This window comes from Bradyrhizobium sp. U87765 SZCCT0048, from assembly GCF_018131225.1.
Classification (GTDB): Bacteria; Pseudomonadota; Alphaproteobacteria; order Rhizobiales; family Xanthobacteraceae; genus Bradyrhizobium_A.
The window spans coordinates 1-25,831 of sequence record NZ_JAFCMM010000004.1; the positions used below are offsets into that span (position 1 = coordinate 1).

Here is a 25,831-nt window from a genome sequence, read left to right on the forward strand (position 1 = left end):
GGCGCGGGGTGCGGCGCGGCCGCTGGCGGCGGAGGCGCGGGATGAGGCGCTGCGGCTGGCGGCGCCGGCGGATGCGCGGCGGGTGGGGGCGGTGGCGGCGGCGCAGGGTGTGCTGCAGGCGGCGCGGCCTTGGGCGGCGCCTTCGGCGGCTCGCCGGGGCCTGGCTTCTTCTCGCCCTCGGGGGCTTGCTGTTGCGCAACGATCATCGGCGCGGTCTGTGCGTGCACCAGCGTCGTGGCGATGGGCACGATCGACATCGCCGTAGTGGCGAGCAGCGCAAGACGAAGTGTTTTCATGTGGGGTTTTGTCCCGGAAACAGGTCTGACAAAAACGATTCGGTTTGCCGATGTGGTTCGGCTGCAACAATCAACGACTAATCATTAGGCCGGATTGTGGCGACCGCCGAAAGGCGGCGCCAGTTTATTTTTCCGATGTTTCGCCATGGCGTGAAACCATTCAGCATGTGTTCACACGAACAGGGTTGGGGGCTGTTGTGGCGTCGGAGATGTGACATCGGGACGCGGCGGCGGAAACTCCTTCGGTTGATCAGGTTCAGCAGGATCGTCGATCACCGGTGGAATCTCCGGACGCGGGTTGCCCGGCGGCTGCTCCGGTGGTGATGGTGGTTCTGCCGGCGTGCCCGGTGTCGCCGGCGGCACCTCGGGCGGATCGACCTTCGGTGACGGAGGCGGCGCTGGATCGGGTGCCGTTGCCCGGCCCTCCCGCTCCCGACGGCGGAGGTCTCTTTGCTGGACGCGTTGGGCGCCATGCCACCACGCGCTCTGCACGCCGATGGCGTGCGCGGAAATCTCGCGCTGCGAAGGCGGCGTCAACGTGAGTGGCATGATCGCGGTGGCGCGGAGGGGCTTTCGCAGCCGTGATGGCCGCGTCATGTCTCTCGCAGGGCTGGTCGTCGCCATGATTGCACTCCCGGAAACTGCCGCCGATTGCGGGGGCAACGGCAGCCAGCGCTGGATGTTCCTCAGGAAGCGCGCATAGTCGGCGCGGAGAGCCCGGGAGATTCGTCTGATGCCGTTCGCCTACTGGTGCGTGCTGGTCGCGGCCGTGATGCCGTTCGTGATCGTCGTGGCCGCGAAGGCCGGCACCGGCGACGACAACCACGATCCGCGCGACAGCGTCGAGCGGCTGTCGCCGCAGCGGCGGCGCGCCTATGCGGCTCACCTCAACGCCTTCGAGAACTTTCCGATCTTCGCCGCGGCCGTCATCATCGCGGTGACCCAGGGCGCATCGCTCACTGCCGTAAACGCCCTCGCCGCGCTCTACGTCGTGTTGCGTGCTGCGCACGCGCTGCTGTACATCGCCGACCGGCCAGCGGCGCGATCGTCGGTGTTCGCCCTGGCGCTGCTGGTCAATATCGCGATTTTCGTGCTGCCGGCGTTCCGCTGACCGATCGTAGCGGCGGTCACGCCGGCGCGTGGCACACCGCCTCGATGTTGTGGCCGTCCGGATCGCGCACGAAGGCGCCGTAGTAGTTGGCGTGGTAATGCGGCCGCAGCCCGGGCGCGCCATTGTCGCGGCCGCCGGCAGCAAGAGCGGCGCGGTGGAACGCGTCGACGCTGGCGCGATTCGCCGCGGCGATCGCGACATGCAGCGGCTTGTTCATGCCGCCTTCGCCGCCGATCCAGAGGTCGGGCTTGCCGTCCCGGCCGAAGCCGGCGGCGGGCGCGTCGTTGTCGTGCTGCTGCACCTCCATCACGAGCGTGTAGCCGAGCGGCGCCAGCGCCGCGGTGTAGAACGCCTTCGCGCGTGAATAGTCGGAAACCGGAAACCCGATATGATCGATCATCACGACCTCGCGGAGAGTGTGAGCGGACAGCGCGAACGTAGCCAAACCGGCGCGGGCGGCAAGCCCGCCCCGCGTCTCTGGCCGCAATGAAAAAGCGGCGGGGCCATGGGCCTCGCCGCTTGTTCGGGTCCGTCGGCTGGACGGCCAGGATCAGATCTGGCGCTCGACCATCTTGAGCTTGAGGTCGGCGATGGCCTCGGACGGGTTGAGACCCTTCGGGCACGCCTTGGCGCAGTTCAGGATGGTGTGGCAGCGATAGAGGCGGAACGGGTCCTCGAGATTGTCGAGACGCTCGCCGGTGGCCTCGTCGCGGCTGTCGTTGACCCAGCGGCTGGCCTGCAGCAGCGCGGCCGGGCCGAGGAAGCGGTCGCTGTTCCACCAGTAGCTCGGGCACGACGTCGAGCAGCAGGCGCAGAGGATGCACTCGTAGAGGCCGTCAAGCTTCTGGCGGTCTTCCTGGGACTGCTTCCACTCCTTCTGCGGCGTCGGGCTGACGGTGTGCAACCACGGCTCGATCGAGGCGTACTGGGCGTAGAAGTTGGTAAGGTCGGGGACGAGGTCCTTGACCACCGGCTGGTGCGGCAGCGGCTTGACATCGACGGCGCCGGTGTCCACGTCGTGCATCGACTTGGTGCAGGCCAGCGTGTTCTGGCCGTCGATGTTCATGGCGCACGAGCCGCACACGCCCTCGCGGCAGGAGCGACGGAAGGTCAGCGTCGGATCGATGTTGTTCTTGATCCAGATCAGGCCGTCCAGAACCATCGGGCCGCAGTCGGACGTATCGACATAATAGGTGTCGATGCTCGGGTTCTTTCCGTCGTCCGGATTCCAGCGATAGATCTTGAACTCGCGCAGCTCGCCGGTGGTGGTCGGCTTCGGCCAGGTCTTGCCGCCTGTGATCTTCGAGTTTTTGGGAAGGGTGAATTCAACCATTGATCTCGAGCCTTTTGCGAGCCGTCCGTGGTGGTGGTCTGATGTCGATGGCGCCGTGCAGTCCGCGTCTCAGTAGACGCGGGCCTTCGGCGGGATGTACTGCACGTCGTTGGTCATGGTGTAGTCGTGGACCGGACGGTAGTTGATCGTGGTGTTGCCGCGATCGTCGATCCACGCCAGCGTATGCTTCATCCAGGTCTTGTCGTCGCGCTCCGAGAAGTCCTCGCGGGCATGGGCGCCGCGGCTTTCGGTGCGGTTGGCGGCGGAGTCCATGGTGACGACGGCCTGCGAGATCAGGTTGTCGAACTCCAGCGTCTCGACGAGGTCCGAATTCCACACCAGCGAGCGATCGCTGACGCCGATGTCGCCGACGCCGCCGTGCACCTTGTGAATCAGATCCTGGCCTTCGTGCAGCACCTCGCCGGTGCGGAACACGGCGCAGTTGGTCTGCATCACCTTCTGCATGTTGGCGCGCAGGTGCGCGGTCGGCGTGTCGCCGGAGGCATTGCGGAAGCGGTCGAGGCGGCCGAGCGCGAGATCGGCCGAGTTCGCCGGCAGGTCGGGCTGCTTGGCGTTCGGCGTCAGCTTCTCGGCGCAGCGCAGCGCCGCGGCGCGGCCGAACACCACGAGGTCGATCAGCGAGTTGGAGCCGAGACGGTTGGCGCCGTGGACCGACACGCAGGCCGCTTCGCCCACCGCCATCAGGCCGGGCACCACCGCGTTGTCGTCGCCGTCCTTCTTGGTGACGACTTCGGCGTGGAAGTTCGTGGGGATGCCGCCCATGTTGTAATGCACGGTCGGCACGATCGGGATCGGCTGGCGGGTGACGTCGACGTTGGCGAAGATCTTCGCCGACTCCGAGATGCCCGGCAGGCGCTCGTGCAGCACCTTCGGATCGAGATGATCGAGGTGCAGGAAGATGTGGTCCTTGTTCTTGCCGACGCCGCGGCCCTCGCGGATCTCGATGGTCATCGCGCGGGAGACGACGTCGCGCGAGGCGAGGTCCTTGGCGGACGGCGCATAGCGCTCCATGAAGCGCTCGCCTTCGGAATTGACGAGATAACCGCCCTCACCGCGGGCGCCCTCGGTGACGAGGCAGCCCGAACCGTAGATGCCGGTCGGGTGGAACTGGACGAACTCCATGTCCTGCAGCGGCAGGCCGACGCGCAGCGCCATGGCGTTGCCGTCGCCGGTGCAGGTGTGCGCCGAGGTGCAAGACGCGTAGGCGCGGCCGTAGCCGCCGGTCGCCAGGATGGTGGTCTGGGCGCGGAAGCGATGCAGCGTGCCGTCGTCGAGCTTGAGCGCGATGACGCCGCGGCAGACGCCCTGGTCGTCCATGATCAGGTCGATCGCGAAGAACTCGATGTAGAACTCGGCCGAGTGGCGCAGGGCCTGGCCGTACATCGTGTGCAGCATGGCGTGGCCGGTGCGGTCGGCGGCGGCGCAGGTGCGCTGCGCCTGGCTCTTGCCGTAGTCGATGGTCATGCCGCCGAACGGGCGCTGGTAGATCTTGCCGTCTTCGGTGCGCGAGAACGGCACGCCCCAGTGCTCGAGTTCGTAGACCGCGTCCGGCGCATTGCGCACGAGGTATTCGATCGAGTCCTGGTCGCCGAGCCAGTCCGACCCCTTGACGGTGTCGTACATGTGCCAGCGCCAGTCGTCCTTGTGCATGTTGCCGAGCGAGGCGGAAATGCCGCCCTGGGCCGCGACGGTGTGCGAGCGCGTCGGGAACACCTTGGTGATGCAGGCCGTACGCAGGCCAGCCTCGCTGCAGCCGACCACGGCGCGCAGGCCGGCGCCGCCGGCGCCAACGACGACGACGTCGTAGGTGTGATCTTCGATGGGGTAGGCGTGGCCGTTGGTGGCCGGAGCGCCGATGCCGTTGGCGGCCATTGCGCTACACTCCAGATGACAGTTTGACGATGGCGTAGATCGAGGCGAGCCCGACCGCGGCCGCGAAGAAGGTGTTGGCGATGACAGCGACGAGCTTGAGCCTCTCGTCCTGCACGTAGTCCTCGATGACGACCTGCATGCCGATCTTCATGTGCCAGGTGCTGGCGATGATGAAGAGGATCATGATGATCGCGATCAGCGGCGAGCCCAGGATCTGCGCCGCCGCGGCATGGTTGCGGCCGAGCAGGGTCAGGATGATCAGGACGACCGGGATGAACAGCAGCAGCAGGGCGAGGGCGGTCAGCCGCTGGCGAAAGAAGTCGCTGGTGCCGCTGTGGGCGGCGCCGAGGCCGCGGACGCGGGCCAACGGCGTGCGAATCGACCGGGCGAACGTCTTGTTATCGCTCATCGTGCACCTCCGACGGCATAGGCGATGATCCAGATCGCCAGCGTCAGCGTGATCGAGCCGATCAGCGTGGCGCGGGCCAGCCACTCGCGTTCGGTCGGGCCGAAGCCGTAGCCGAGATCCCAGACGAAGTGACGGATGCCGCCGAGCATGTGGTGCAGGAGCGCCCAGGTGTAGCCGAACAGGATCAGACGGCCGATCCAGCTCGTCGTGAAGCCCTGGATGTAGGCGTAGGAGGTCGGACCGGAGGCGGTGGCGATCAGCCACCACGCCATCAGCAGCGTGCCGACATACAGCGCGACGCCGGTGATGCGATGCACGATGGACAAGGCCATCGTCAGCGTCCAGCGATACGTGAGGAACGGCGAAAGCGGACGATTTGTTTGGACGGTCATCGATGTCTTTTACGGGTTGCAGGTCACGGCCATAAATCGGCGGCGCTGCGGGCGGCTGGATAGAGCAATTCTATTTACGGAGTCACAACATTGAGCGCAATGCAGAAGTGACCATGGCTCGAATGCGCATTCAGAGCTTGCGCGGCTCTGGTATACCAGCGGTTTTTGCTGGCCGGCGATGTCGATGGAGCGCGAGCTCTGAAGCATGATTCACCTGCGCATCAGTCATGCGACGGCGCGCGCCCCGCAGGCGGCAGGGACACGCCGCGCCACCATGCGCGGCGGGCTGCCATCCCGCAATCCGGAGTATCCGCTGGCGGCCTTCGGCTGGTCCGAAGGCTCCCGGCGCCCGCAGCGAACCACAAGGGGCGGGACAAGGCCGAAGCCGTCCGGCAGATGCCGGCGGTGCCTTTGCTCTGGCCCTTACTTTGCCTTGGCGTAGAGCGCGGCGTAGGTGTCGCGGAGCACGTTTTTCTGGACCTTGCCCATGGTGTTGCGGGGAAGGTCGTCGACGAAGATCACCCGCTTGGGCATCTTGAACTTGGCGAGGCGGCCGTCGAGCGCGTGCAGGACGGCGTCCTCGCTGAGGGACGCAGCCTTGTCGGACACGACAACGGCGGTGACACCTTCGCCGAAATCGGCATGGGGCACGCCGATCACCGCGCTCTCGACCACGCCCGGAATGGCGTCGATCTCGCTTTCGACTTCCTTCGGGTAGACGTTGAAGCCGCCGGAAATCACGAGATCCTTGCCGCGACCGAGAATATGGACGTAGCCCCTGGCGTCGATCTTGCCGAGGTCGCCGGTGATGAAAAATCCGTCGGGCCGGAACTCGGACCTGGTCTTCTCCGGCATGCGCCAGTAGCCCTTGAACACGTTCGGGCCCTTGACCTCGATCATGCCGATCTCGTCGCGTGCCAGCTCCTTGCCGCTGTCCGGATCGGTGACGCGCGCGGACACGCCGGGCAGCGGCAGGCCGACGGCGCCAGGCACGCGGTCGCCATCGTAGGGGTTCGAAGTGTTCATGTTGGTTTCGGTCATGCCATAGCGCTCGAGCACGGCATGGCCGGTGCGCGCCGACCACTCGCGGTGGGTGTCGGCGAGCAGCGGCGCCGAGCCGGAAATGAACAGCCGCATGTGGCTGGTGGTGTCGCGCGACAACCGCGGGTTCTGCAGCAGGCGGGTATAGAAGGTCGGCACGCCCATCAGCACGGTGGCGCGCGCCATCAGGTCGATCACCTGGTTGGGGTCGAACTTGCTCAGGAAGATCATCGATGCGCGCGCGAACAGCGTCACATTGCTGGCCACGAACAGGCCGTGAGTGTGATAGATCGGCAGGGCGTGAATCAGCACGTCGCGGTCGGTGAAGCGCCAGGTGTCGACGAGGGTCTGCGAGTTCGACGCCAGGTTGTCGTGGCTGAGCATCGCGCCCTTGGAACGGCCGGTGGTGCCGGACGTATAGAGAATGGCGGCCAGATCATCACCGCCGCGCGCGACGGTGGCGAACGCCGCATCCTGGCGGGCGGCGCCATCGGCGAGGCTGCCATGGCCGGCCGCATCCAGCGTGTCGACCCCGGCGCCGACGCGCTTCGCCAGTTCGCCGATGCCATCGGCCCTGGCCGGATCACAGACGATCAGCGATGGCTCGGCGTCGCCGACGAAGTACTCGATTTCGTTGAGGGTGTAGGCCGTGTTGAGCGGCAGGAACACAGCGCCGGCACGCACCGTGGCCAGATAGAGCACGAGCGCTTCGACCGACTTGTCGACCTGCACCGCGACGCGGTCCCCAACCTTGACGCCGCGCGACACCAGGTAATTGGCAGCGCGGCCCGACCGCTCGATCAGGTCGCCATAGCTGATGCGTCCGCCGTCGGGTGTCTCGATCGCCAGCCGGTCCGAGGCCTTTGCATCGTTCTTCACATCGTCGAACAGGCGCGAAAACAGGTTGGCGGTCATGGTTCAAGCATCTCGCATTCGGGCGGATCCTGACATGGCAGGCGAGACAGGTTTCATCGCGCATTTGTCCAGCAAGATCAAGCGCGCGGGCGGACGGCGTCGGCCGCGAAAAGTTTCAGCCGTCGCACAAAAATATTCCCGAAACCGGCCCGGGCACGGCTCGTAGATCCGTTATCGGCGCAGGCAACGGCTCGACCGAGCGCCTCGTCGCCGAACGTCCATCACGGGCGGATCGTCCGCCCCTCGTCCATCGGGAGTTTCAATATGTCCAAGTTCACTTCCAGCCTCGCCGTCATGTTGTCGGCTGTCGCCGTCGGAGCGCTGCTGGCCTCCGCGCCGGTGGTGGCGCAGGACAAGATGTCCGGCGAGAAAACCGTGAATGTCGGCGGCGCGCCGATGTATCCGTCCAAGAACATCGTTCAGAACGCCGTCAACTCGAAGGATCACACCACGCTGGTGGCCGCGGTGAAGGCGGCTGGGCTGGTGCCGACGCTCGAGGGCGCCGGGCCGTTCACGGTGTTCGCTCCGACCAATGCGGCGTTCACCAAGCTGCCGGCCGGCACCGTCGATACCCTGCTGAAGCCGGAGAACAAGCCGAAGCTGACCGCAGTGCTGACCTATCATGTGGTGCCGGGACGGCTCACCGCGGCCGCGCTGATGAAGGCGGTGAAGGACGGCGGTGGCACGGCGAAGTTCAAGACGGTCGAGGGCGACGAGCTCACCGTCAAGCAGCCGGAGGCCGGCAAGCTGTCGGTTACCGACGCCAAGGGCGGCACCGCGATGGTCACCATCCCGGATGTGCTGCAGTCGAACGGCGTCATCCATGTCGTCGACACCGTGCTGCTGCCGGGCTGACGTCATGGTTCTGTGCCGGACGGTGCTTCCACCGTCCGTCCGGCGCAGCGGCGAGCCGGTCCGCCCCGGCTCGCCGGCTTTCGGGATCACCGCTCACGAGAATCTGATCGCACGCGCCGCGGCTATGACCGCCATTGCTGCGGTCGGGCTCCACTTTTGTGCCGGCGCCGCGTAACAATGCCGGCCACGCGCCGTAATGGGCACAGACGGAAGCGAGCGACCGAAGGTCTTCAGGAGATTTGTCCATGCCCAGCGTTACGTCGTCCAGCGTCACGTCGAGCCTTGCGACCGAACGCAGCGACGCCGATCATGGTCATGCTGCCTCGGCGCCGGTGAAGGTGATCCAGCCCGGCTGGGTGCGGATCATGCACTGGATCAATGCCCTTGCCGTGATCCTGATGATCATGTCCGGCTGGCAGGTCTACAATGCCTCGCCGCTGTTCGATTTCACCTTCTCTCGCACCATCACGCTCGGCGGCTGGCTCGGCGGCGCGCTGCTTTGGCATTTCGCGGCGATGTGGCTGCTGATGATCAACGGCCTGATCTATCTGGTCACGGGTCTTGTCACCGGTCGCTTCCGTCGCAAGTTGTTGCCGCTGAGCCCCGGTGGCGTGCTTGCGGATACCCGCGCTGCATTGACCGGCCGTCTGTCGCACGCCGATCTCTCGACCTACAATCAGGTCCAGAAGCTGCTCTATGGCGGCATCATCCTCGTCGGTATTGTCATCGTACTATCGGGCCTGTCGATCTGGAAGCCGGTGCAACTGCAATGGTTGACCGCGCTGTTCGGCGGCTACGACACCGCACGATATGTCCACTTCTTCTGCATGGCAGCGATCGTCGCTTTCCTCGTCGTGCATGTGGCGCTGGCGTTGCTCGTGCCGAAGAGCCTGCGCGCCATGATCATCGGCCGCTGAGGAGGGCGCCATGAAGAAGCTCCGCGAACTGATCATTCCCGGCGTCGACACATCGCTGCTGGTGCGCGACGCGACAAAGCTGATGCCGGAGCTGTCGCGGCGGCGCTTCATTGCCGGCGGCGCCAGCTTCGGCGCGCTGACGCTGCTCACCGGCTGCAATGTCGTCGACAGCGATTCCGCCGAGGCGCTGCTAGCGCAGGTGTCGAAGTTCAACGATGCGGTGCAGGCCGCGCTGTTCAATCCCGCGACGCTGGCGCCGACCTATCCCGACAGCGCGATCACCAAGCCGTTTCCGTTCAACGCCTACTATTCGCTCGACGACGCGCCCGATGTCGACGGCAAGGACTATCGCTTCGAGGTCACGGGCCTCGTCGACAACAAGAAGGCGTGGACGCTCGATGAGCTCCACGCGCTGCCGCAGGTCAAGCAGGTCACGCGTCACATCTGCGTCGAAGGCTGGAGCGCGATCGGCAGCTGGACCGGAACGCCGCTGCGCGACTTTCTCAAGCTGGTCGGCGCAGACACCCGCGCGAAGTACTGCTGGTTCCGCTGTGCCGAGGGGTATACCAGCACGCTCGACATGCCGACGGCGCTGCATCCGCAAACCCAGATGACCTTCCGCTATGGCGACGATATCCTGCCGCGCGCGTACGGCTATCCGATGAAGATCCGGGTGCCGACCAAGCTCGGCTTCAAGAATCCGAAATACGTCGTCGGCATGGAAGTCACCAACGACTATAAGGGCGGCTACTGGGAAGACCAGGGCTACAACGCGTTCAGCGGCAGCTGAGGCGCAACAGGCTCACGCGCGCCCTTGCCGATTTGCGCAGCATGGCCGGCGTGGCCGTGCTAGCGTTTGCGCCTCGCCCATCATTCCACGAGGTCCTCATGATCGTTCGTGCCTTCCTCGCCACCGCCGTGGTGGCGATCCTGTCCATCGGCGGTGCCGCCGCCCAGTCGGCCAAGGCCACGTTGAAGAACGCCGAGGGGGCAGCCATCGGCTCGCTCGATCTCGCCCAGGTGTCCGACGGCGTGCTGGTCAAACTCACCGCCAGGGGCCTGCCGCCGGGCGAGCATGCATTCCATGTTCATGCGGTCGGCAAGTGCGAGCCGCCTTTCACCACCGCGGGCGGGCATTTCAATCCCGACAACAGGAAGCACGGCATGATGTCGGCCGAAGGTCATCATGCCGGCGACATGCCGAACCTGATCGTGCCGGCATCCGGCGATGTCGCGGTCGAAGTCGTCAACACTGCGGTGACACTCGACAAGGGCAAGCCGAACTCGCTCTACAAGCCCGACGGCACGGCATTCGTCATCCATGCCGCCGCCGACGACTACAAGACCGATCCGACCGGCAATGCCGGCGGACGCATCGCTTGCGCCGTCGTCGAATAGACGCGGGCGCTTCGCGGACACGCATCGTGTGGCAGTCGGCCAGTGCGTCCGGCTGCCGCAGTCGTCTGCGACACGACAACGCAGTTGTTTGCACGACGCGTCGGGTTCCACTGCGCTAACGGAATCGTGAGCGCTGGAACATGCGGGAAAAACCTTGCGACAGAGCCGGTTAAGCGCGCGCGACATCACGTCGCCGGCTCGTGATGTTGCGACGCAAAAGGCCACACGTCACTGTAGGGCGATGAACGATTGTTCAGAATCAACTGCGGTTGATGCGCCCGCGGCCGCTCCGCCGCTTCCGATCACAAGGTCTCGAGGAATGCTCCGACGCTCGCCCGTTGTTCCGTCCCTGTTGCTGCTTGGCGCTGCCGTGCTGCTTGCGGGGTGCAACGACGCCAGCGTGGCGTCGGCGCCGCCGCCCGCACCGCCGGACGTCAGCGTCGTCACCATCAAGGCGTCGCCGCGCGCCATCATCCGCGAGCTGCCGGGCCGCATCGCGCCGCTGCGTGTCGCCGAGGTGCGCCCGCGCGTGTCCGGCATCATCGTCGAGCGCACGTTCCAGCAGGGCAGCCGCGTCACCGCCGGCGACGCGCTGTACCAGATCGATCCCAAGCCGTTCGAGGTCGAGCTGCAGGCCGCCGAGGCCGCGCTCGCCAAGGCGGACGCGGTCAAGGAACAGGCGGCCCAGCACGCGCACCGCATCGCCATCCTGGCGACGACGCAGGCCGCTTCGCAGGCGACCAACGAGACGGCGATCGCGTCCCTGCGCCAGGCCGAAGCGGACATCGCGGCGCGCAACGCCGATGTGGCCCGTGCGCGCCTCAATCTCGGCTACGCCACCATTCGCGCGCCGATCAGCGGCATCATCGGCGCCGCGCTGCTCAGCGAAGGCGCGCTGGTGGTGCAGAACGAGGCCGCGAGCCTCGCCACCATCCAGCAGCTCGATTCGGTCTATGCCGACTTCACCCAGTCGGTCAGCGAGATGAACCGCCTGCGCCGTGATTTCGAGCGCGGCGATCTCGACCGTATCGCGCCGGGCGCCGCCAAGGTCCGCCTGATACTCGACGACGGCTCGGCTTATCCCCTCGACGGCAAGCTTCTGTTCTCCGATGCCAAGGTCGACGCCAACACCGGCCAGGTGACGCTGCGCGGCGAGTTCAGCAATCCCAAGCAGGAACTGCTGCCGGGCATGTATGTCCGTGTGCAGATCGAACAGGGGCGCGATCCCGACGCGATTTCGGTGCCGCCGCAGGCAATCCAGCGCAACAGCGCCGGCGGCAGCGAGGTCTATGTCGTCAAGGACGACAACCGCGTGATCGCCCAACCGGTGCGCACAGGCAATCTGGTCGAAGGTCAGCTGCTGATCACCGAGGGGCTCGAACCCGGTCAGCGGGTCGTGGTCGAAGGGTTCCAGAAGTTCGCGGCCGGCGACGTCGTCAATCCGTCCGCGTGGAAGGATGCCGGCGCGTCCGCCGATGGGCCGCATCGGGCCGCGTCGGCCGAGCATCCGCAACCGCCGGCGCCGGCGCGGGCCAAGCTGGACTGAGAACTGAAGCTGATGTGTCCGCCGGGCGCAGGTTGCGTCCGGCGCGCCGTGGCGTGTCCGCGGCCAAAATGATCCGACGTCAACATTGTTTTTCCGGTTCCGAGGGACCTGTCCATGCCCGCGTTTTTCATCGACCGCCCGATCTTCGCCTGGGTGGTCGCGCTGTTCATCTGTCTGATCGGCGCCATTTCGATTCCGTTCCTGGCGGTCGCGCAGTATCCGATCATCGCGCCGCCCTCGATATCCGTCTCCACCAGCTATCCCGGCGCCTCGCCGGAAGAGCTCTACAACAGCGTGACGCGGCTGATCGAGGAGGAACTCAACGGCGCGTCCGGCATCATGAACTTCGAATCGACCAGCGACTCGCTGGGACAGGTCGAAATCACCGCCAACTTCGTGCCGGGTACCGATTCGAGTCTCGCCTCGGTCGAGGTGCAGAATCGCATCAAGCGTGTCGAGGCGCGCCTGCCGCGTGCCGTCATCCAGCAGGGCATCCTGGTGGAGGAGGCCTCCAGCGCGGTGCTGCAGATCATCACCCTGCAGTCGACTGACGGCAGCCTCGACGAAGTCGGCCTCGGCGACTTCATGATCCGAAACGTGCTCGGCGAAATCCGCCGCATTCCCGGCGTCGGCCGCGCCACGCTGTATTCGACCGAGCGCTCGCTGCGCATCTGGATCGATCCTGGCAAGCTCGTCGGCTACAACCTGACCTCGGACGACGTCACCAAGGCGATCACCGCACAGAACGCCCAGGTCGCATCCGGCAGCGTCGGCGCCGAGCCGAGCCGCCGGGATCAGCAGATCTCCGCGCTGGTGCTGGTCAAGGGCCAGCTGTCGTCGCCCGACGAGTTCGGCGGCATCGTGCTGCGCGCCAATCCCGACGGCTCGACGGTGCGGCTGCGCGACGTCGCCCGCGTCGAGGTCGGCGGCATGGGTTACCAGTTCACCACCCGCCAGGACGGCAAGCCGAGCGCCGGCCTGTCGGTGCTGCTGGCGCCGACCGGCAACGCGCTGGCGACCGCCACCGCGGTCCAGGCCAAGATGGATGAGCTGTCGAAGTTCTTCCCGGCCAACATCACCTACGACATTCCCTACAACATCACGCCGGTGGTGAAAGCGTCGATCAGCAAGGTCGTGCAGACCCTGATCGAGGCGGTGGTGCTGGTGTTCGTGGTGATGTTCCTGTTCCTGCAGAACTTCCGCTACACCCTCATTCCGACCATCGTGGTGCCGGTGGCGCTGCTCGGCACCTGCACGACGCTGCTGCTGTTCGGCTATTCCATCAACATGCTGACCATGTTCGGCATGGTGCTGGCGATCGGCATCCTGGTCGACGACGCCATCGTCGTCGTCGAGAACGTCGAACGCATCATGGCCGAGGAGGGACTGTCGCCGCGCGAGGCAACGCGCAAGGCGATGACTCAGATCACCAGCGCGATCATCGGCATCACCCTGGTGCTGGTCGCGGTGTTCGTGCCGATGGCGTTCTTCCCCGGCTCCGTCGGCATCATCTACCGCCAGTTCTCGGTCACCATTGTCGCGGCGATCAGCTTCTCGGCGCTGATGGCGCTGTCGCTGACGCCGGCGTTGTGCGCCACGCTGCTCAAGCCGGTCGAGGCCGGTCACGGCCACGCCCGCAGCGGGGTGTTCGGCTGGTTCAACCGCAAGCTCGATGCGGTGAAGGACGGCTATGGCCGTATCGTCGGCTGGTCGATCCTGCGCACCGGCCGGCTGATGCTGGTCTATGTCGCGCTGCTGGCGGGACTGACGCTGGCGTTCGTCCGCCTGCCCGGCGGCTTTCTGCCGATCGACGACCAGGGCTTTTTCACCGTCGACGTGCAGACGCCGCCGGAATCCTCGTTCAACCGCACCGCCAGCGCCGTGCAGAAGGTCGAGGAGTATCTCAAGACCCGCTCCGGCATCGACAACGTCACCTTCCTGACCGGCTTCAGTTTCCTCGGCCAGGGCCAGAACACCGCGCAGGCCTTCGTCAGCCTCAAGGACTGGTCGGAGCGCGGGCCGAAGGATTCCGCCGCGGCGATCGTCGAGGACGTCAACAAGTCGCTGTCCTCGATCCGCGACGCCAAGATCTCGGCGTTGCAGCCGCCGCCGATCGACAACCTCGGCAACTCGTCGGGCTTCAGCTTCCGTCTGCAGGACCGCGGCCAGAAGGGCTATGCGGCACTGATGCAGGCGAAGGACAGCCTTCTGGCGGCGGCGAAACGCAGTCCGGTTCTGCAGGACGTCTACGCCGAAGGCCTGCCCGAGGCGCCGCTGGTGCAGTTGACGATCGACCGCGAGCAGGCCGCTGCGCTCGGCGTCACGTTCGCCGAGATCAATGCGACGATCTCGACCAACCTCGGCTCGAATTACGTCAATGACTTTCCGAACCGCGGCCGCATGCAGCGCGTGATCGTGCAGTCGGACAGTGCCGGCCGCATGAACCCGGATGACATCCTCGCCTATCATGTGCGCAACACGCGGGGCGAGCTGGTGCCGTTGTCGTCGTTCGCGACCGTGAAGTGGGCGGTCGGCCCGACGCAGATCATCGGCTTCAACTACTATCCGTCGGTGCGCATCAGCGGCTCGGCGCGGCCTGGCTTCACGTCGGGCGATGCCATCGCCGAGATGGAAAAGCTCGCCGCCAAGCTGCCGCGCGGCTTCGGCTACGAGTGGACCGGGCAGTCGCTGCAGGAGAAGCTGTCGGGCGCCCAGGCGCCGTTCCTGCTGGCGCTGTCGGCGCTGGTCGTGTTCCTGTGTCTCGCCGCGCTGTACGAGAGCTGGACCATTCCGCTCGCGGTGCTGATGACCGTTCCGCTCGGCATCTGCGGCGCGGTGGTCGCAGCGATGTCGCGCGGCCTGCCCAACGACGTCTACTTCACGGTGGGCCTCGTCACCATCATCGGCCTCGCTGCCAAGGACGCGATCCTGATCATCGAGTTCGCCAAGGATCTGCGGGCGCAGGGCCGGCCGCTGCGCGAGGCGACGCTCGAGGCCTGCCGTCTGCGTTTCCGGCCGATCCTGATGACCGGTCTCGCCTTCGTCTGCGGCGTGCTGCCGATGGTCATCGCCAGCGGCGCCGGCGCCAAGAGCCAGCAGGCGCTCGGCACCGGCGTGATGGGCGGCATGATCGCGGTGGTGATCCTGGCGCTGCTGATGGTGCCGGTGTTCTTCGTCGCCGTGCAGTCGTTCTTCGGCCGCCCCGGCGCCGACATGGCGCCCGAGAAGCCGCGCCGCGGCTGGTGGCGCTTCCTGCGCGGCGCCCGCGCGTAAGCGCGGCCTGCGTTACGGTGCCGGCGTCAGCCGGCGCTGGAAAGCGCTCGCCACCGCGCCGACCGCGAGCGTTGCGGCGGACACCGTGAGAGCCGAGCCGAGGCTGCCGACCATGTCGCTGATCGCACCGGTGACGATCGGCCCGAGCGTCTGGCCGAGGCTGAAGGCGATGGTGACGACGCCGATCGCCTTCGGCCAGGCATCGGGTGGATAGTTGAAGCGCACGAATGCGGTGGTCGAGGAGACCACCGCGAAGAACGCGTTGCCGAACACCAGTGCCGACACGGCCAGCATCACCGGCGAATGCCAGATCAGCGGCAGCGCCGCGCCGATCATGGTCATGCCGATCAGGATCGCAGTGCTGATGCCGCTGGCGCCGCGTGCCAGCAGGCCGCGCCACACCCAGGGCGAAGCGAAGGCGGCGCCGCCGATCAGACACCAGAAAGCGCTCTGCGCCAGCGCGCCGCCGCCGAGGTCGCGGACATAAGCGATCATGAAGGTCATGTAGGCGATGTAGCCGGCGCCGAAGCAGAAATACCCCGCGAGGTAGATCACGATCGGCGCGATCGCCACGGGGATGACATGCGCGCCCGCCGCCGGTGGCGGTGAATCGATCGGGTTGAGCCGCAGCACCAGGGCGAGCACGGCCGAGATCGCAGCGAGCACGGCCCACACGATCCACCATGAGCCGGGTCCGAAGCCCTGCAACAGGAACGGTGCGACGAGGCCCGACAGCATGATGCCCAACGCCGGGCCAGTGTAGAACAACCCCAGCAGCAGCGCGCCGCGCGAAGGCTGCGATTGTGCGATCACCGCGCCGAGCGCTCCGCCGCCGACGAAGGAGATCGCAGCTCCCGCGCCGGCGAGCAGCCGCGCAAGGCTGAGCACGGCAAAGTTGGCGCTGACCGCGCACAGCGCCAGCGATATGACGCAGGCGACCGTGCCGATCCAGGCTGCGCCGAACAGCCCCGTGCGTCGTGCGAAGCGGGCGGCTCCGAGCGCGCCGGCGAGATAGCCGGCGGCGTTCATGGTGTTCATGAAGCCGGCGGCGGAATAGCTCCAGCCGAGGCTGTCGCGCATGTCCGGCAGCACCAGCGAATAGGCGAAGCGGCCGATGCCGAGGCCGATGGCCGGCGCGAGCGCAAGCACGAGGATGGCGCGCACCGGATGCGGCAGCGCGGTCAGCGGCGATTTTTCCAGCACGGCGTCAACTCCCGCTCGTATTGGAGGCGAGCCGGGCCGGTTCCGCAAGCGGGCCTGCGACAATGGTGTCTTGCAAATCGGGCAACGGGGCTCTAGCAAGGCCGCGATTTTCCCGTTCCACCCGGTATCAGTCGAGGCATTCCATGGCGACCCACAAGCTGCTCCTTCTCCCCGGCGACGGCATCGGTCCGGAGGTCATGGCGGAGGTGAAACGCCTGATCGACTGGCTGAACGCGCAGGGCATCGCCTCGTTCACCACCGAAACCGGGCTGGTCGGCGGTTCGAGCTATGACGCCGACAAGGTGTCGATCACCGACGCCACCATGGCGCTGGCGCAGGCCTCCGACGCGGTGATCTTCGGCGCCGTCGGCGGTCCGAAGTGGGACAGCGTGCCTTACGACGTGCGGCCCGAGGCCGGCCTGCTGCGGCTGCGCAAGGATCTCGGCCTGTTCGCCAACCTGCGTCCGGCGATCTGCTATCCGGCGCTGGCCGAGGCTTCGAGCCTGCGCCGCGAGGTGGTCGAGGGGCTCGACATCATGATTGTGCGCGAGCTGACCGGCGGCGTGTATTTCGGCGAGCCGAAGACCATCACCGATCTCGGCAACGGGCAGAAGCGCGCGATCGACACCCAGGTCTACGACACCTACGAAATCGAGCGCATCGCCCGCGCCGCGTTCGATCTCGCGCGCAAGCGCCGCAACAAGCTGACCTCGATGGAAAAGCGCAACGTCATGAAGTCGGGCGTGCTCTGGAACGAAGTCGTCACCCAGGTGCACCAGCGCGAGTACAAGGATGTGCAGCTCGAGCACCAGCTCGCCGATTCCGGCGCCATGCAGCTCGTGCGCAATCCCAAGCAGTTCGACGTCATCGTCACCGATAACCTGTTCGGCGATCTTCTGTCGGATATCGCGGCGATGCTGACGGGCTCGCTCGGCATGCTGCCGTCGGCCTCGCTCGGCGAGGTCGATGCCAAGACCGGCAAGCGCAAGGCGCTGTATGAGCCGGTGCACGGTTCGGCGCCGGACATCGCCGGCAAGGGCGCGGCCAACCCGATCGCCATGCTGGCCTCGTTCGGCATGGCGCTGCGCTACTCGCTCGACCTCGGCGATCTCGCCGACAAGCTCGATCAGGCGATCGCCGCGGTGCTGGCCAAGGGGCTGCGCACCGGCGACATCAAGTCCGAGGGTACGACCCTGGTTTCGACCAGCGAGATGGGCGAGGCGATCATCAAGGAGCTCGCGGCCCTGCACGCGTGATTATCAACAAGCGGTTGATTATCAAAAGAAAATGCCCGGCTCACACCGGGCATTTTTACGTTCGGATCCATTCGACCGATGACGGGGCCGTTGCCGGCCCTCAGTACAGCGGGATGCCGGTCGGATAGCCGCCGACGTCGGCCGGCGTGCTGAGCGGCGAGCGGCGGAAGTCCATGTGCGAGTTCAGCCGGTCGAGGTTCTCGAAGCTGTTCGGACCGCCGGTGGCATAGTCATTGTACTTGCGCTCGCCCGGCAGCACTTCCGTGCCGGCATCGAGCCAGGAGCGCTTGCTCACATAGATACGGGTGCGCGGCCCGGCCTGGTAGGAGTAGCTGGTCGATGAGCGCTTCACCACCGTCTGGCGGTGCTTCTTGGTGGCCGCGTCTGCCTGAATGGGCGCGAGCGCCGTGGCGGCAACGGCTGCGGCGAGGCCGATGCCCAAAGCGGAGCGGCTCAGGAATTTCAAAGTCATCATGTCCTCATCGGGATTCCGAATGTGGCGGCATTTTAGCCGCCCGCGGGTTGCCGCCACAAGGTGAATTGGGCCACACCCGGCGACAATAATAACGCGCCGGCCCCTGCAATGTGCCAAGCAGGGCAAGCTGTTAGCGCAGGTTGCCTAAAGGTCGGCCTGGAGGCTGCCGCGCAGGCGCGGCTGGCCGCCTGCAGCCGCGGGGGCGCCGGCGCGGGCGGCGACGGCGCAGGCCGAATCATCGGGCGCATGGGCGCAGGCGCCGTTGGCGGTCGTGGCGCGCCGGGCGGTATCCGGTGCCGCGACCGTCCCGGTCGTGTCGGGGTCGCTGCCGCGGTGCGCCGCGGTCGATGCCCTGGCGGCTTCGCCTTCGGCGTAAGAGCCTGTTTTATTGATGAAATCGGCCACGCTGGAGAGGTCGGGCGGGCTTGCGGTGAGCACCAGGGCGCCGACCAGCACGAGGGCGGCGAGGCCGCACAGATAAGTGGCGACCCCGATGGCCGCCGCAGCGCCGCCGCGGACAGTACTGCGCAAGGCGGCCCGCCATGAGGTCGGGCGGTGTTCGGCTTGATCTGAGCGGGCGATGCGCATAGCTGCAGGTCTTGTGGTGGCGTTTGGCGCCCTAGATGATCGGATCAGCAGGGCGGGGCGGATCGGCCGGGCTCCGGCGGCATGGCGGCCAGACCGGGCCAGCGTTGTCTTTAGGGTGTTTCTCGCATAGAAGCGCCAACGCTTCCGTGATCCGCCGCGCGCGGGCGCAAGCATTTTTGAGCGGAGAGTGAACGATGGGTTACAAGGTTGCAGTGGTGGGCGCGACCGGCAATGTGGGCCGCGAGATGCTCGACATCCTGTCCGAACGCAGCTTCCCGGCCGACGAGGTGGTGGCGCTGGCGTCCCGGCGCAGCCAGGGCACCGAGGTGTCGTTCGGTGACAAGACCCTCAAGGTCAAGGCGCTCGAGAATTTCGATTTCAGCGACGTCGACATCTGCCTGATGTCGGCGGGCGGCACCGTGTCCAAGGAATGGTCGCCGAAGATCGGCGCCGCCGGCGCGGTCGTGATCGATAACTCCTCGGCCTTCCGCATGGATCCGGACGTGCCGCTGATCGTGCCGGAGGTCAATGCCGCCGCGGTCGCCGGCTTCACCAAGAAGAACATCATCGCCAACCCGAACTGCTCGACCGCGCAGCTCGTCGTCGCGCTGAAGCCGCTGCACGAGAAGGCCACCATCACGCGCGTCGTGGTCGCGACCTACCAGTCGGTGTCGGGCGCCGGCAAGGATGCGATGGACGAGCTGTTCTCGCAGACCAAGGCCGTCTACACGACCGAGGATCTCGTCACCAAGAAGTTCCCCAAGCGCATCGCCTTCAACGTCATTCCCGAGATCGACGTCTTCATGGAAGACGGCTACACGAAGGAAGAGTGGAAGATGATGGTCGAGACCAAGAAGATCCTCGACCCCAAGATCAAGCTCACCGCCACCTGCGTGCGTGTGCCGGTGTTCGTCGGTCACTCCGAGGCCGTGACCGTCGAGTTCGAGAACCCGATCTCGCCGGACGAAGCGCGCGACATCCTGCGCAACGCGCCGGGCTGCCTCGTCATCGACAAGCACGAGCCGGGTGGCTACGTCACGCCGTATGAAGCGGCGGGCGAAGACGCCACCTACATCAGCCGCATCCGCGCCGACGCGACCGTCGAGAACGGCCTGTCGTTCTGGTGCGTGTCGGACAACCTGCGCAAGGGCGCCGCGCTGAATGCCGTGCAGATCGCGGAAGTGCTGATCAACCGCAAGCTGATCACCGCCAAGAAGAAGGCGGCCTGATCGCCGCAGGACAGCGTTTCAAAACAAGCGCGGTCGCCTTCGGCGGCCGCGTTTTGTTTTGCGGTGGATCAGCGCGCGTTGATGTTGCGCACGCAGTTGCCGCGTTCGACCGCGGCCTGAATGCAGCTCTGGTAGTCGTAGTAGCGGCAGTCGGTATAGACGCCCGATGCGCCGTCGCCGCCGCCGCGGGAAATGCAGAAGGGCGGCGGCCCGCTCGGTCGCGGCGGCGCGGTGCGCGCGGCCATGGCCGGCGACACGCCGATGCCGGCGATGATCAGGGCGAGCACGATCGCCCGCATGATGGCAGCAGACCTGACGACAGCAGACATGACGAAAGCAGCCTTCACGAAAGCAGACATGGAAATGACGCCCCGCAGTGATGCGATCAGATGCGCATCATAGCGGCAGCTCGGTCCGGTTGCCGCTCACGATTGCGCAAGCGCGCCATGTCGCGTGGGTGACGTCCGGCAGGCAGGATGGTTCAGGCCGCGGCGACCGGCTTGAATTCGCCGGTCGCTTCGTCGAGCACCGAAAGCGAGCCGTGGGCGACGCCGAAATAGGCGCCGTGCAGCTCCAGCTTGCCGCGTTCGACCAGCACCTGGATGCAGGGGAAGGTCATGAGGTTACGCAGGCTGGTCGACACCGCCTTCTTCTCGAGGCGGGTGACGAAGTCTTCCAGATCCTCATTCGTACGGCGGGCATTCGCGGCCAGCGTGGGTTCGAGCAGCGACATCCACTTGCCGATGAAGTCGCCCGGTGACAGCGGCGCGGAATCCTGCGCCAGCGCCTTGATGCCGCCGCACTGGGCATGCCCGAGCACGACGATGTGCTTGACACGCAGCACCTGCACCGCGAACTCGAGCGCGGCCGAGACGCCATGCGCCTCGCCGTCCGGCGCATAGGGCGGCACGAGGTTCGCGACGTTGCGCACGATGAACAATTCGCCCGGGCCGGCGTCGAAGATCACCTCCGGCGACACGCGGGAGTCGCAGCAGCCGATCACCATGACCTCGGGCGACTGGCCGCGCTCCGACAACTCGCGGTAGCGGCTCTGTTCGGTTGGCAGGCGCTGGGTCGCGAACGTCCGATAGCCGGAAACGAGCTGCTGCGGGAATGATGTCATGGCTGATCTCGGTCCTCAGGAGGAAACTGGCCGTTGGCTAATCATAAGCAGCTGAATGTAACAAGTCTTCCGGTCGGCCTCCTGAAATGCTATCGCGCAGGTTCCACTTGCTCCCGGGGAGATCCGAAGATGGTCCGTCCGCGCCGCAGTCTGCTGTTCATGCCGGGATCCAACCTGCGCGCGCTGGAAAAGGCCCGGACGCTGCCCGCCGACGGCATCATCCTCGATCTCGAGGATGCAGTGGCGCCCGATGCCAAGGGCGTGGCGCGCGACCAGATCGCGGCGGCGCTCGCCGCCGGCGGCTTCGGCAAGCGCGAGGTGCTGATCCGGATCAACGGGCTGGATACGCCATGGTGGGAGGACGATCTCGCGATGGCGGCGAAGGCGGCGCCCGATGGCGTCCTGGTGCCCAAGGTCTCCAGCGTCGGCGATCTCGCATCCGTGGCCGATCGCCTCGCCAAGCACGCCGCACCGTCCTCGCTCAAGGTCTGGGCGATGATCGAGACGGCGTTCGCGATCCTGCGGGTCGAGGAGCTGTCGGCACAAGCGCACCGTCCGGAGATGCGGCTCGCCGGCTATGTGATGGGGCCCAACGACATTGCGCGCGAGACGCGCATCCGCATGGTCGAGGGCCGCGCCACCATGCTGCCGTTCTATCTGTCCTGCATCCTCGCGGCCCATGCGCATGGGCTCGAGATTCTCGACGGGCCCTACAGTGATTTCAGCAATGCCGCTGGCTTCGCTGCCGAGTGTGCCCAGAGCCGCGACATGGGCTTCGACGGCAAGACGCTGATCCATCCCAGCCAGATCGAGGCCTGCAACGCCGCGTTCACGCCGCCGGCCGACGAGGTGGCGCAGGCGCGCAAGATTCTCGCGGCGTTCGAGCAGCCCGAGAACGCCGGACGCGGCGCGATCCAGCTCGACGGCCGCATGGTCGAGCGGCTGCATGCGGAGATCGCAAGCCGTACCATCGCGATCGCCGATGCGATTGCGGCGATGACCTGATCGCGCTGTCGCGGAATTTGGGAAAGGGCAGGCCGGCATCATACCGGTGGGAATGACATGACCCCCTCGTCGGATCGCACCGTTTTGGCCAGCATCGGGTATCGCCTCGCCGAGGCTGACGTCGTCGCCGCTCAACGCGCGCATCTGAACAGGCTGTTTTCAGTGCCCTATCGCTGGCATAGCGTGCTGCCGTTGTTCTATGCGCTCGGCCAGATGATGGTGCCGTTTCGCGTCCGCGAACTGCTTCGGGACAAAAGAGTCCTGCAGCAGGAATGGCAGGTCGAGCTGAGCGAGGCCGGGTTGCGTGCGTTCACCGCAGGGCGGGACGTCCATGTGCCCTGGAGCGACTACATCGACTATTGGGAGGATGATCGCGTCATCCTGCTCTATCGGCAAAAGGCGCAGTATCAGGTCATCCCTGTTGCCGCTGCAAATCCGGATTTCCTGAAGGTCCTGCACAGAAAGCTCGCAGCGTCGCCTCGCGACTAGACGAGGCGCGCTCGCGATATTTCAAGGCCATCGCGCGTCTGCGCGTGGCGTCCTACAGCCAGGGACGGGCCGCCTGCGCCTTGGTCTCGAAGCTGGCGATCGCTGGGCTCTTCTCCATCGTCAAGCCGATGTCGTCGAGGCCGTTGAGCAGGCAGTGCTTGCGGAAGGCGTCGATCTCGAACTTGACCGTGCCGCCGTCGGGTCCGCGGATTTCCTGGTTGACGAGATCCACCGTCAGCGTGGCGTTGGAGCCGCGCTCGGCGTCGTCGAACAGCTTGTCGAGGTCTTCCTGCGACACCCGGATCGGCAGCAGGCCGTTCTTGAAGCAGTTGTTGTAGAAGATGTCGCCGAACGAGGTCGAGATGATGCAGCGGATGCCGAAGTCGGCGAGCGCCCACGGGGCATGCTCACGGCTCGAGCCGCAGCCGAAGTTATCGCCGGCGACCAGGACCTTGGCATTGCGGTACGACGGCTTGTTGAGCACGAAGTCCGGGTTCTCGCTGCCGTCGTCCTTGTAGCGCTGCTCGGAGAACAGCCCCTTGCCGAGGCCGGTGCGCTTGATCGTCTTGAGGTACTGCTTGGGAATGATCATGTCGGTGTCGACATTGATGATCCGCAGCGGCGCCGCGACACCTTCCAGCACGGTGAATTTTTCCATCGTTGTGATCCCGGACAATACCTGAGTGAGGCGACCTTATTATCGCGATTGGGCAAGGGGTTAAAGGCCGAAATCGCATGGCAGCGCCCGCTTTTCGGTGGCACCGGCGCGCCCTTGTGGGGGCCCCGGACAGGAGCCGGCCGGGCGAGCGTCGGCGAAGCCGCCGGGCGCCGGTCTCAAGCCTGGGCCTCGATCGCCTCCATGTCGTCGTCCGACAGCCCGAAATGGTGGCCGATCTCATGGACCAGCACATGGCGGACGATATGGCCCAGCGTTTCCTCGTGCTCGGCCCAGTAGTCGAGGATGGGGCGGCGATAGAGCCAGATCATGTTGGGCAGCGGAGCGACCTCGTCGACGCTACGGAAGGGCAGGCCGACCCCCTGGAACAGGCCCAGCAGGTCGAATTCGCTCTCGGCGCCGAGGGCGTCCAGCACCTCGTCGGTCGGGAAATCGTCGACATGGATGATCAGGCCCTCGCACATCGCGCGGAAGCCCTGAGGCAGCCGCTCGAACACGTGGTGGGCCATGGTTTCGAGCTCGCCCAGCGACGGTGCCCTGGCGGAGGTCCAGACGGGATCGGTCATGGCCAGATCCATAGGACAATGGCTGTTCCCCGCCAAGCCGCACGGTTGACGCGGCGACGCTAATCGGAGAGCGTGGCGCCGGCTTCAACGGGCGGCTAAGGGCGACGACAATGCGGATGAGGACAGTGGCTTTGGGGATCACCGGCGGCGCCGTGCTGCTGATGGGAGTCCTGGCGCTCGGCCCGGCCAGCGCGCAGTCCGCCTCGCGCGATGGCGTCACGTCCGCGACCGGAGAGGACCTCGCGCCGCCGGTCGTCCGGCGCCGTCCGCAGACCCGGCTGCGGGTCTATCGCTCCTCTCTCGGCCCCAACGCGAAGCGCCAGTGCGTCGCCCATTACGAGCAGGAGCACCGCGTCGCCGGCACGGTGATCGTGCCGCGCATGCAGTGCTGGTGGGAGCCGGGCTGAACCTGATCAGCGCCGGCGCGCGGCGCCGATCAGGCCAGCGGCAACGAGCGCGGCCGCGCTCCCGTAGACGACAATCGCCATCGCCTGCTGTGTGAGCGGACTTGCCGTGCCCGGCGACAGGCCTGGCCCCTGCGCCGCGGTCGCAGGCCGCGCCCCGCAGATGCTGACGGCCATCAGCGCGATGATCAACATCGAGCGGATGATGGTGGCATGACCAACGCGGCGGTCCATGGATGAGGCCTCCGGATTGAGAGAGATACCCTCGCAAATACGTTGCGCACCGCCTGTCGTTTCAGTGTGTGTCCCGCCTTTCCGCACGTTCATGTAGCTGACGGGCGCATTCAGGCGGCGTTCACGCGGGCGTCCCTAGCGTTTTGAGGCGATATCGCCGGGAACAATTTCCGGCTCAGGCGTTGATCATGCGCTCATCGTCAGGAGGATTGGCACATGAAGAAAATTCTCGGCATGTTCGCTGTTGCGGGATTGCTTGCCGTTGCGGCTCCCGTCGGGTCGGCGCAGGCGCTCTCGCTTGCGAATCCGGCCGCGGCAGCGGCGACGAAGACGGCATCCGAACATCTCGGCATGACCACCGAGGTGCGCTGGCATCACCGCCACTGGCGCGGGCATCGCTGGCACCACCATCGCCACTGGCGGCACCGTCACTGGCGGCATCATCACCGCCGCTGGTAATCCCCTCCCGACAGCATCCGGTCCAGCGTGGCGAGGCGCGCGTCCTGTCGCAGGCGCGGGCCTTGCTCGCGCCATGTTGCGTTCGCAGATAGGCTGGGATCATGCGTCGTCCGCCTGTCGAGGCGGATGGCGCGTCCGGCCGTGGTGCCGGAGCCAACCGGAAGCATAAGGAGTTCGTGATGAAATCGCTGATCGGTGCGATCGCCGCAGTCGGATTGATCTCGGCTGCGTCGGTCGCGTGGGCGGCCGAGACGTCCTCGACGGCAGCGCCGGCGGCCGGGTCATCGTCGGCCACGACATCCGCGCCGACGCCCGCACCTGCGGCGCCGCCTGCCGCCGCTGCGCCTGCCGCGCCCGCGTCTGGTGGGACGGCGGCCAGCAAGCCCGCGGAGGCGCCCGCACCGGCGGCCGCGTCGTCGGCATCCCCATCCGCGGCCAAGCCGTCAGCGGCTGCGGCCGCTGCGCCGAAAGAGGCGCGTCCCGCCAAAAAGGTGAAGCGCCAGGCGCATGCCAAGCCGCGCGTGCAGCACCGCCGGCTGACCCGCACCTATGTCGAGGATCCTGAGCCGGAGTACGTCTATCATCCGCCGGCCTATTATCGCGGCCCGGGCGGCTACTATGACTACTACTACGGCCGTCCCTACTACTATCGTCCGTACTATTCGTCGGGCTTTGGTCCCTTCAGCGGCTTCGCGTTCGGCTTCGGCTGGTAAGACCGCCTGCATCTCGCGAAATAAAAAAAGCG

The 25,831-nt window shown here is 66.3% G+C and carries 28 protein-coding genes and 1 pseudogene; 14 read left to right on the plus strand and 15 right to left on the minus strand.

Translation table 11 applies throughout. The features are described from left to right. Positions 1-296 (minus strand): annotated as a pseudogene (locus tag JQ639_RS22725) (OmpA family protein); the annotation flags it as partial. Positions 297-1,029: 733 nt separating this feature from the next. Here JQ639_RS22725 and JQ639_RS22730 point away from each other — a divergent pair. After that, the gene (locus JQ639_RS22730) at positions 1,030-1,407 is read left to right on the plus strand and encodes an MAPEG family protein (RefSeq protein ID WP_211967918.1); all 378 of its coding nucleotides are present in this window, start codon (positions 1,030-1,032) and stop codon (positions 1,405-1,407) included. 16 nt (positions 1,408-1,423) lie between these two features. Here the strand turns inward: JQ639_RS22730 and JQ639_RS22735 are convergent, their stop codons facing one another. The 6 genes from JQ639_RS22735 to JQ639_RS22760 all read right to left on the minus strand — a co-directional run bounded on the left by JQ639_RS22735 (position 1,424) and on the right by JQ639_RS22760 (position 7,390). After that, on the minus strand, positions 1,424-1,807 hold the full coding sequence (locus tag JQ639_RS22735) for a VOC family protein (protein ID WP_211967917.1): 384 nt from the start codon (positions 1,805-1,807) through the stop codon (positions 1,424-1,426). Positions 1,808-1,957: 150 nt separating this feature from the next. Continuing rightward, positions 1,958-2,740: a succinate dehydrogenase iron-sulfur subunit gene (locus tag JQ639_RS22740; RefSeq protein WP_211967916.1), complete on the minus strand. Its 783-nt coding sequence runs from the start codon at positions 2,738-2,740 to the stop codon at positions 1,958-1,960. A gap of 69 nt (positions 2,741-2,809) precedes the next feature. Next, on the minus strand, positions 2,810-4,633 hold the full coding sequence (gene sdhA, locus JQ639_RS22745; RefSeq protein ID WP_211967915.1) for a succinate dehydrogenase flavoprotein subunit: 1,824 nt from the start codon (positions 4,631-4,633) through the stop codon (positions 2,810-2,812). A 4-nt stretch (positions 4,634-4,637) separates the two neighbouring features. Then, on the minus strand, positions 4,638-5,042 hold the full coding sequence (sdhD, locus tag JQ639_RS22750; protein WP_211967914.1) for a succinate dehydrogenase, hydrophobic membrane anchor protein: 405 nt from the start codon (positions 5,040-5,042) through the stop codon (positions 4,638-4,640). After that, positions 5,039-5,434 carry a succinate dehydrogenase, cytochrome b556 subunit gene (sdhC, locus tag JQ639_RS22755; RefSeq protein ID WP_211967913.1) on the minus strand — a complete coding sequence of 132 codons (396 nt, stop codon included), beginning with the start codon at positions 5,432-5,434 and terminating at the stop codon, positions 5,039-5,041. Before sdhC ends, sdhD begins: the two co-directional genes overlap by 4 nt. Before the next feature lie 423 nt (positions 5,435-5,857). Next, entirely contained in the window at positions 5,858-7,390 is a 1,533-nt protein-coding gene (locus JQ639_RS22760) for a malonate--CoA ligase (RefSeq protein ID WP_211967912.1), read from the minus strand. Positions 7,391-7,654: 264 nt separating this feature from the next. Here JQ639_RS22760 and JQ639_RS22765 point away from each other — a divergent pair, with 264 nt between their 5' ends. The 6 genes from JQ639_RS22765 (at position 7,655) to JQ639_RS22790 (ending at position 15,379) form a co-directional block, all read left to right on the plus strand. Beyond that, positions 7,655-8,245, plus strand: a complete 591-nt coding sequence (locus JQ639_RS22765; RefSeq protein WP_211967911.1) for a fasciclin domain-containing protein — start codon at positions 7,655-7,657, stop codon at positions 8,243-8,245. A 245-nt stretch (positions 8,246-8,490) separates the two neighbouring features. Further along, positions 8,491-9,162 (plus strand): cytochrome b/b6 domain-containing protein, encoded by a 672-nt coding sequence (locus tag JQ639_RS22770; RefSeq protein WP_211967910.1) that lies wholly within the window; start codon positions 8,491-8,493, stop codon positions 9,160-9,162. A 10-nt stretch (positions 9,163-9,172) separates the two neighbouring features. Then, the gene (locus tag JQ639_RS22775) at positions 9,173-9,952 is read left to right on the plus strand and encodes a molybdopterin-dependent oxidoreductase (RefSeq protein WP_211967909.1); all 780 of its coding nucleotides are present in this window, start codon (positions 9,173-9,175) and stop codon (positions 9,950-9,952) included. Between the two features lie 98 nt (positions 9,953-10,050). After that, a complete protein-coding gene (locus tag JQ639_RS22780; RefSeq protein WP_211967908.1) occupies positions 10,051-10,560 on the plus strand; it encodes a superoxide dismutase family protein in 510 nt (169 codons plus the stop codon). A 319-nt stretch (positions 10,561-10,879) separates the two neighbouring features. Continuing rightward, complete coding sequence (locus JQ639_RS22785; protein WP_211967907.1) at positions 10,880-12,106, plus strand: efflux RND transporter periplasmic adaptor subunit; 1,227 nt, start codon at positions 10,880-10,882, stop codon at positions 12,104-12,106. Between the two features lie 114 nt (positions 12,107-12,220). Next, positions 12,221-15,379: a multidrug efflux RND transporter permease subunit gene (locus JQ639_RS22790; protein WP_211967906.1), complete on the plus strand. Its 3,159-nt coding sequence runs from the start codon at positions 12,221-12,223 to the stop codon at positions 15,377-15,379. A 12-nt stretch (positions 15,380-15,391) separates the two neighbouring features. On the opposite strand, the gene JQ639_RS22795 is transcribed toward JQ639_RS22790, so the two are convergent. Next, on the minus strand, positions 15,392-16,579 hold the full coding sequence (locus JQ639_RS22795) for a YbfB/YjiJ family MFS transporter (RefSeq protein ID WP_249123356.1): 1,188 nt from the start codon (positions 16,577-16,579) through the stop codon (positions 15,392-15,394). Between the two features lie 146 nt (positions 16,580-16,725). Here JQ639_RS22795 and leuB point away from each other — a divergent pair, with 146 nt between their 5' ends. Then, positions 16,726-17,838 carry a 3-isopropylmalate dehydrogenase gene (gene leuB, locus JQ639_RS22800; protein ID WP_211967905.1) on the plus strand — a complete coding sequence of 371 codons (1,113 nt, stop codon included), beginning with the start codon at positions 16,726-16,728 and terminating at the stop codon, positions 17,836-17,838. Between the two features lie 100 nt (positions 17,839-17,938). Here the strand turns inward: leuB and JQ639_RS22805 are convergent, their stop codons facing one another. Then, positions 17,939-18,310, minus strand: coding sequence for a hypothetical protein (locus JQ639_RS22805; protein ID WP_211967904.1), 372 nt, complete (start codon positions 18,308-18,310; stop codon positions 17,939-17,941). 147 nt (positions 18,311-18,457) lie between these two features. Then, entirely contained in the window at positions 18,458-18,844 is a 387-nt protein-coding gene (locus tag JQ639_RS22810) for a hypothetical protein (protein WP_211967903.1), read from the minus strand. A 251-nt stretch (positions 18,845-19,095) separates the two neighbouring features. Between JQ639_RS22810 and JQ639_RS22815 the strand changes: the two genes are divergently transcribed. Next, on the plus strand, positions 19,096-20,130 hold the full coding sequence (locus JQ639_RS22815) for an aspartate-semialdehyde dehydrogenase (RefSeq protein WP_211967902.1): 1,035 nt from the start codon (positions 19,096-19,098) through the stop codon (positions 20,128-20,130). A gap of 68 nt (positions 20,131-20,198) precedes the next feature. On the opposite strand, the gene JQ639_RS22820 is transcribed toward JQ639_RS22815, so the two are convergent. Together JQ639_RS22820 and JQ639_RS22825 are read right to left on the minus strand one after the other, a co-directional pair. Then, positions 20,199-20,459, minus strand: a complete 261-nt coding sequence (locus tag JQ639_RS22820; RefSeq protein ID WP_211967901.1) for a hypothetical protein — start codon at positions 20,457-20,459, stop codon at positions 20,199-20,201. A gap of 152 nt (positions 20,460-20,611) precedes the next feature. Beyond that, entirely contained in the window at positions 20,612-21,253 is a 642-nt protein-coding gene (locus tag JQ639_RS22825) for a carbonic anhydrase (RefSeq protein ID WP_211967900.1), read from the minus strand. Between the two features lie 129 nt (positions 21,254-21,382). Here JQ639_RS22825 and JQ639_RS22830 point away from each other — a divergent pair, with 129 nt between their 5' ends. Both JQ639_RS22830 and JQ639_RS22835 read left to right on the plus strand, forming a co-directional pair. Beyond that, on the plus strand, positions 21,383-22,258 hold the full coding sequence (locus tag JQ639_RS22830; RefSeq protein WP_211967899.1) for an HpcH/HpaI aldolase/citrate lyase family protein: 876 nt from the start codon (positions 21,383-21,385) through the stop codon (positions 22,256-22,258). A 57-nt stretch (positions 22,259-22,315) separates the two neighbouring features. Continuing rightward, on the plus strand, positions 22,316-22,747 hold the full coding sequence (locus JQ639_RS22835) for a YcxB family protein (protein ID WP_211967898.1): 432 nt from the start codon (positions 22,316-22,318) through the stop codon (positions 22,745-22,747). Positions 22,748-22,799: 52 nt separating this feature from the next. On the opposite strand, the gene leuD is transcribed toward JQ639_RS22835, so the two are convergent. Continuing rightward, complete coding sequence (gene leuD / locus JQ639_RS22840; RefSeq protein WP_211967897.1) at positions 22,800-23,405, minus strand: 3-isopropylmalate dehydratase small subunit; 606 nt, start codon at positions 23,403-23,405, stop codon at positions 22,800-22,802. A 176-nt stretch (positions 23,406-23,581) separates the two neighbouring features. Further along, on the minus strand, positions 23,582-23,989 hold the full coding sequence (locus tag JQ639_RS22845; protein WP_211967896.1) for a metallopeptidase family protein: 408 nt from the start codon (positions 23,987-23,989) through the stop codon (positions 23,582-23,584). A 125-nt stretch (positions 23,990-24,114) separates the two neighbouring features. Between JQ639_RS22845 and JQ639_RS22850 the strand changes: the two genes are divergently transcribed. Continuing rightward, positions 24,115-24,396 (plus strand): hypothetical protein, encoded by a 282-nt coding sequence (locus JQ639_RS22850; protein WP_349644570.1) that lies wholly within the window; start codon positions 24,115-24,117, stop codon positions 24,394-24,396. Positions 24,397-24,402: 6 nt separating this feature from the next. On the opposite strand, the gene JQ639_RS22855 is transcribed toward JQ639_RS22850, so the two are convergent. Next, a complete protein-coding gene (locus JQ639_RS22855; protein ID WP_249123303.1) occupies positions 24,403-24,627 on the minus strand; it encodes a hypothetical protein in 225 nt (74 codons plus the stop codon). A 216-nt stretch (positions 24,628-24,843) separates the two neighbouring features. Between JQ639_RS22855 and JQ639_RS22860 the strand changes: the two genes are divergently transcribed. Both JQ639_RS22860 and JQ639_RS22865 read left to right on the plus strand, forming a co-directional pair. Next, positions 24,844-25,086 (plus strand): hypothetical protein, encoded by a 243-nt coding sequence (locus JQ639_RS22860; RefSeq protein ID WP_211967894.1) that lies wholly within the window; start codon positions 24,844-24,846, stop codon positions 25,084-25,086. Between the two features lie 179 nt (positions 25,087-25,265). Beyond that, positions 25,266-25,799: a hypothetical protein gene (locus JQ639_RS22865; RefSeq protein ID WP_211967893.1), complete on the plus strand. Its 534-nt coding sequence runs from the start codon at positions 25,266-25,268 to the stop codon at positions 25,797-25,799. Positions 25,800-25,831: the final 32 nt, after the last annotated feature.

Excerpts from the sequence above, each read along its gene's own strand:
- JQ639_RS22730 (WP_211967918.1), top strand. The coding sequence starts at position 1,030 with ATGCCGTTCGCCTACTGGTGCGTGCTGGTCGCGGCCGTGATGCCGTTC.
- JQ639_RS22735 (WP_211967917.1), bottom strand. The coding sequence starts at position 1,807 with ATGATCGATCATATCGGGTTTCCGGTTTCCGACTATTCACGCGCGAAG.
- JQ639_RS22740 (WP_211967916.1), bottom strand. The coding sequence starts at position 2,740 with ATGGTTGAATTCACCCTTCCCAAAAACTCGAAGATCACAGGCGGCAAG.
- sdhA (WP_211967915.1), bottom strand. The coding sequence starts at position 4,633 with ATGGCCGCCAACGGCATCGGCGCTCCGGCCACCAACGGCCACGCCTAC.
- sdhD (WP_211967914.1), bottom strand. The coding sequence starts at position 5,042 with ATGAGCGATAACAAGACGTTCGCCCGGTCGATTCGCACGCCGTTGGCC.
- sdhC (WP_211967913.1), bottom strand. The coding sequence starts at position 5,434 with ATGACCGTCCAAACAAATCGTCCGCTTTCGCCGTTCCTCACGTATCGC.
- JQ639_RS22760 (WP_211967912.1), bottom strand. The coding sequence starts at position 7,390 with ATGACCGCCAACCTGTTTTCGCGCCTGTTCGACGATGTGAAGAACGAT.
- JQ639_RS22765 (WP_211967911.1), top strand. The coding sequence starts at position 7,655 with ATGTCCAAGTTCACTTCCAGCCTCGCCGTCATGTTGTCGGCTGTCGCC.
- JQ639_RS22770 (WP_211967910.1), top strand. The coding sequence starts at position 8,491 with ATGCCCAGCGTTACGTCGTCCAGCGTCACGTCGAGCCTTGCGACCGAA.
- JQ639_RS22775 (WP_211967909.1), top strand. The coding sequence starts at position 9,173 with ATGAAGAAGCTCCGCGAACTGATCATTCCCGGCGTCGACACATCGCTG.
- JQ639_RS22780 (WP_211967908.1), top strand. The coding sequence starts at position 10,051 with ATGATCGTTCGTGCCTTCCTCGCCACCGCCGTGGTGGCGATCCTGTCC.
- JQ639_RS22785 (WP_211967907.1), top strand. The coding sequence starts at position 10,880 with ATGCTCCGACGCTCGCCCGTTGTTCCGTCCCTGTTGCTGCTTGGCGCT.
- JQ639_RS22790 (WP_211967906.1), top strand. The coding sequence starts at position 12,221 with ATGCCCGCGTTTTTCATCGACCGCCCGATCTTCGCCTGGGTGGTCGCG.
- leuB (WP_211967905.1), top strand. The coding sequence starts at position 16,726 with ATGGCGACCCACAAGCTGCTCCTTCTCCCCGGCGACGGCATCGGTCCG.
- JQ639_RS22805 (WP_211967904.1), bottom strand. The coding sequence starts at position 18,310 with ATGACTTTGAAATTCCTGAGCCGCTCCGCTTTGGGCATCGGCCTCGCC.
- JQ639_RS22815 (WP_211967902.1), top strand. The coding sequence starts at position 19,096 with ATGGGTTACAAGGTTGCAGTGGTGGGCGCGACCGGCAATGTGGGCCGC.
- JQ639_RS22820 (WP_211967901.1), bottom strand. The coding sequence starts at position 20,459 with ATGTCTGCTGTCGTCAGGTCTGCTGCCATCATGCGGGCGATCGTGCTC.
- JQ639_RS22825 (WP_211967900.1), bottom strand. The coding sequence starts at position 21,253 with ATGACATCATTCCCGCAGCAGCTCGTTTCCGGCTATCGGACGTTCGCG.
- JQ639_RS22830 (WP_211967899.1), top strand. The coding sequence starts at position 21,383 with ATGGTCCGTCCGCGCCGCAGTCTGCTGTTCATGCCGGGATCCAACCTG.
- JQ639_RS22835 (WP_211967898.1), top strand. The coding sequence starts at position 22,316 with ATGACCCCCTCGTCGGATCGCACCGTTTTGGCCAGCATCGGGTATCGC.
- leuD (WP_211967897.1), bottom strand. The coding sequence starts at position 23,405 with ATGGAAAAATTCACCGTGCTGGAAGGTGTCGCGGCGCCGCTGCGGATC.
- JQ639_RS22845 (WP_211967896.1), bottom strand. The coding sequence starts at position 23,989 with ATGACCGATCCCGTCTGGACCTCCGCCAGGGCACCGTCGCTGGGCGAG.
- JQ639_RS22855 (WP_249123303.1), bottom strand. The coding sequence starts at position 24,627 with ATGGACCGCCGCGTTGGTCATGCCACCATCATCCGCTCGATGTTGATC.
- JQ639_RS22860 (WP_211967894.1), top strand. The coding sequence starts at position 24,844 with ATGAAGAAAATTCTCGGCATGTTCGCTGTTGCGGGATTGCTTGCCGTT.
- JQ639_RS22865 (WP_211967893.1), top strand. The coding sequence starts at position 25,266 with ATGAAATCGCTGATCGGTGCGATCGCCGCAGTCGGATTGATCTCGGCT.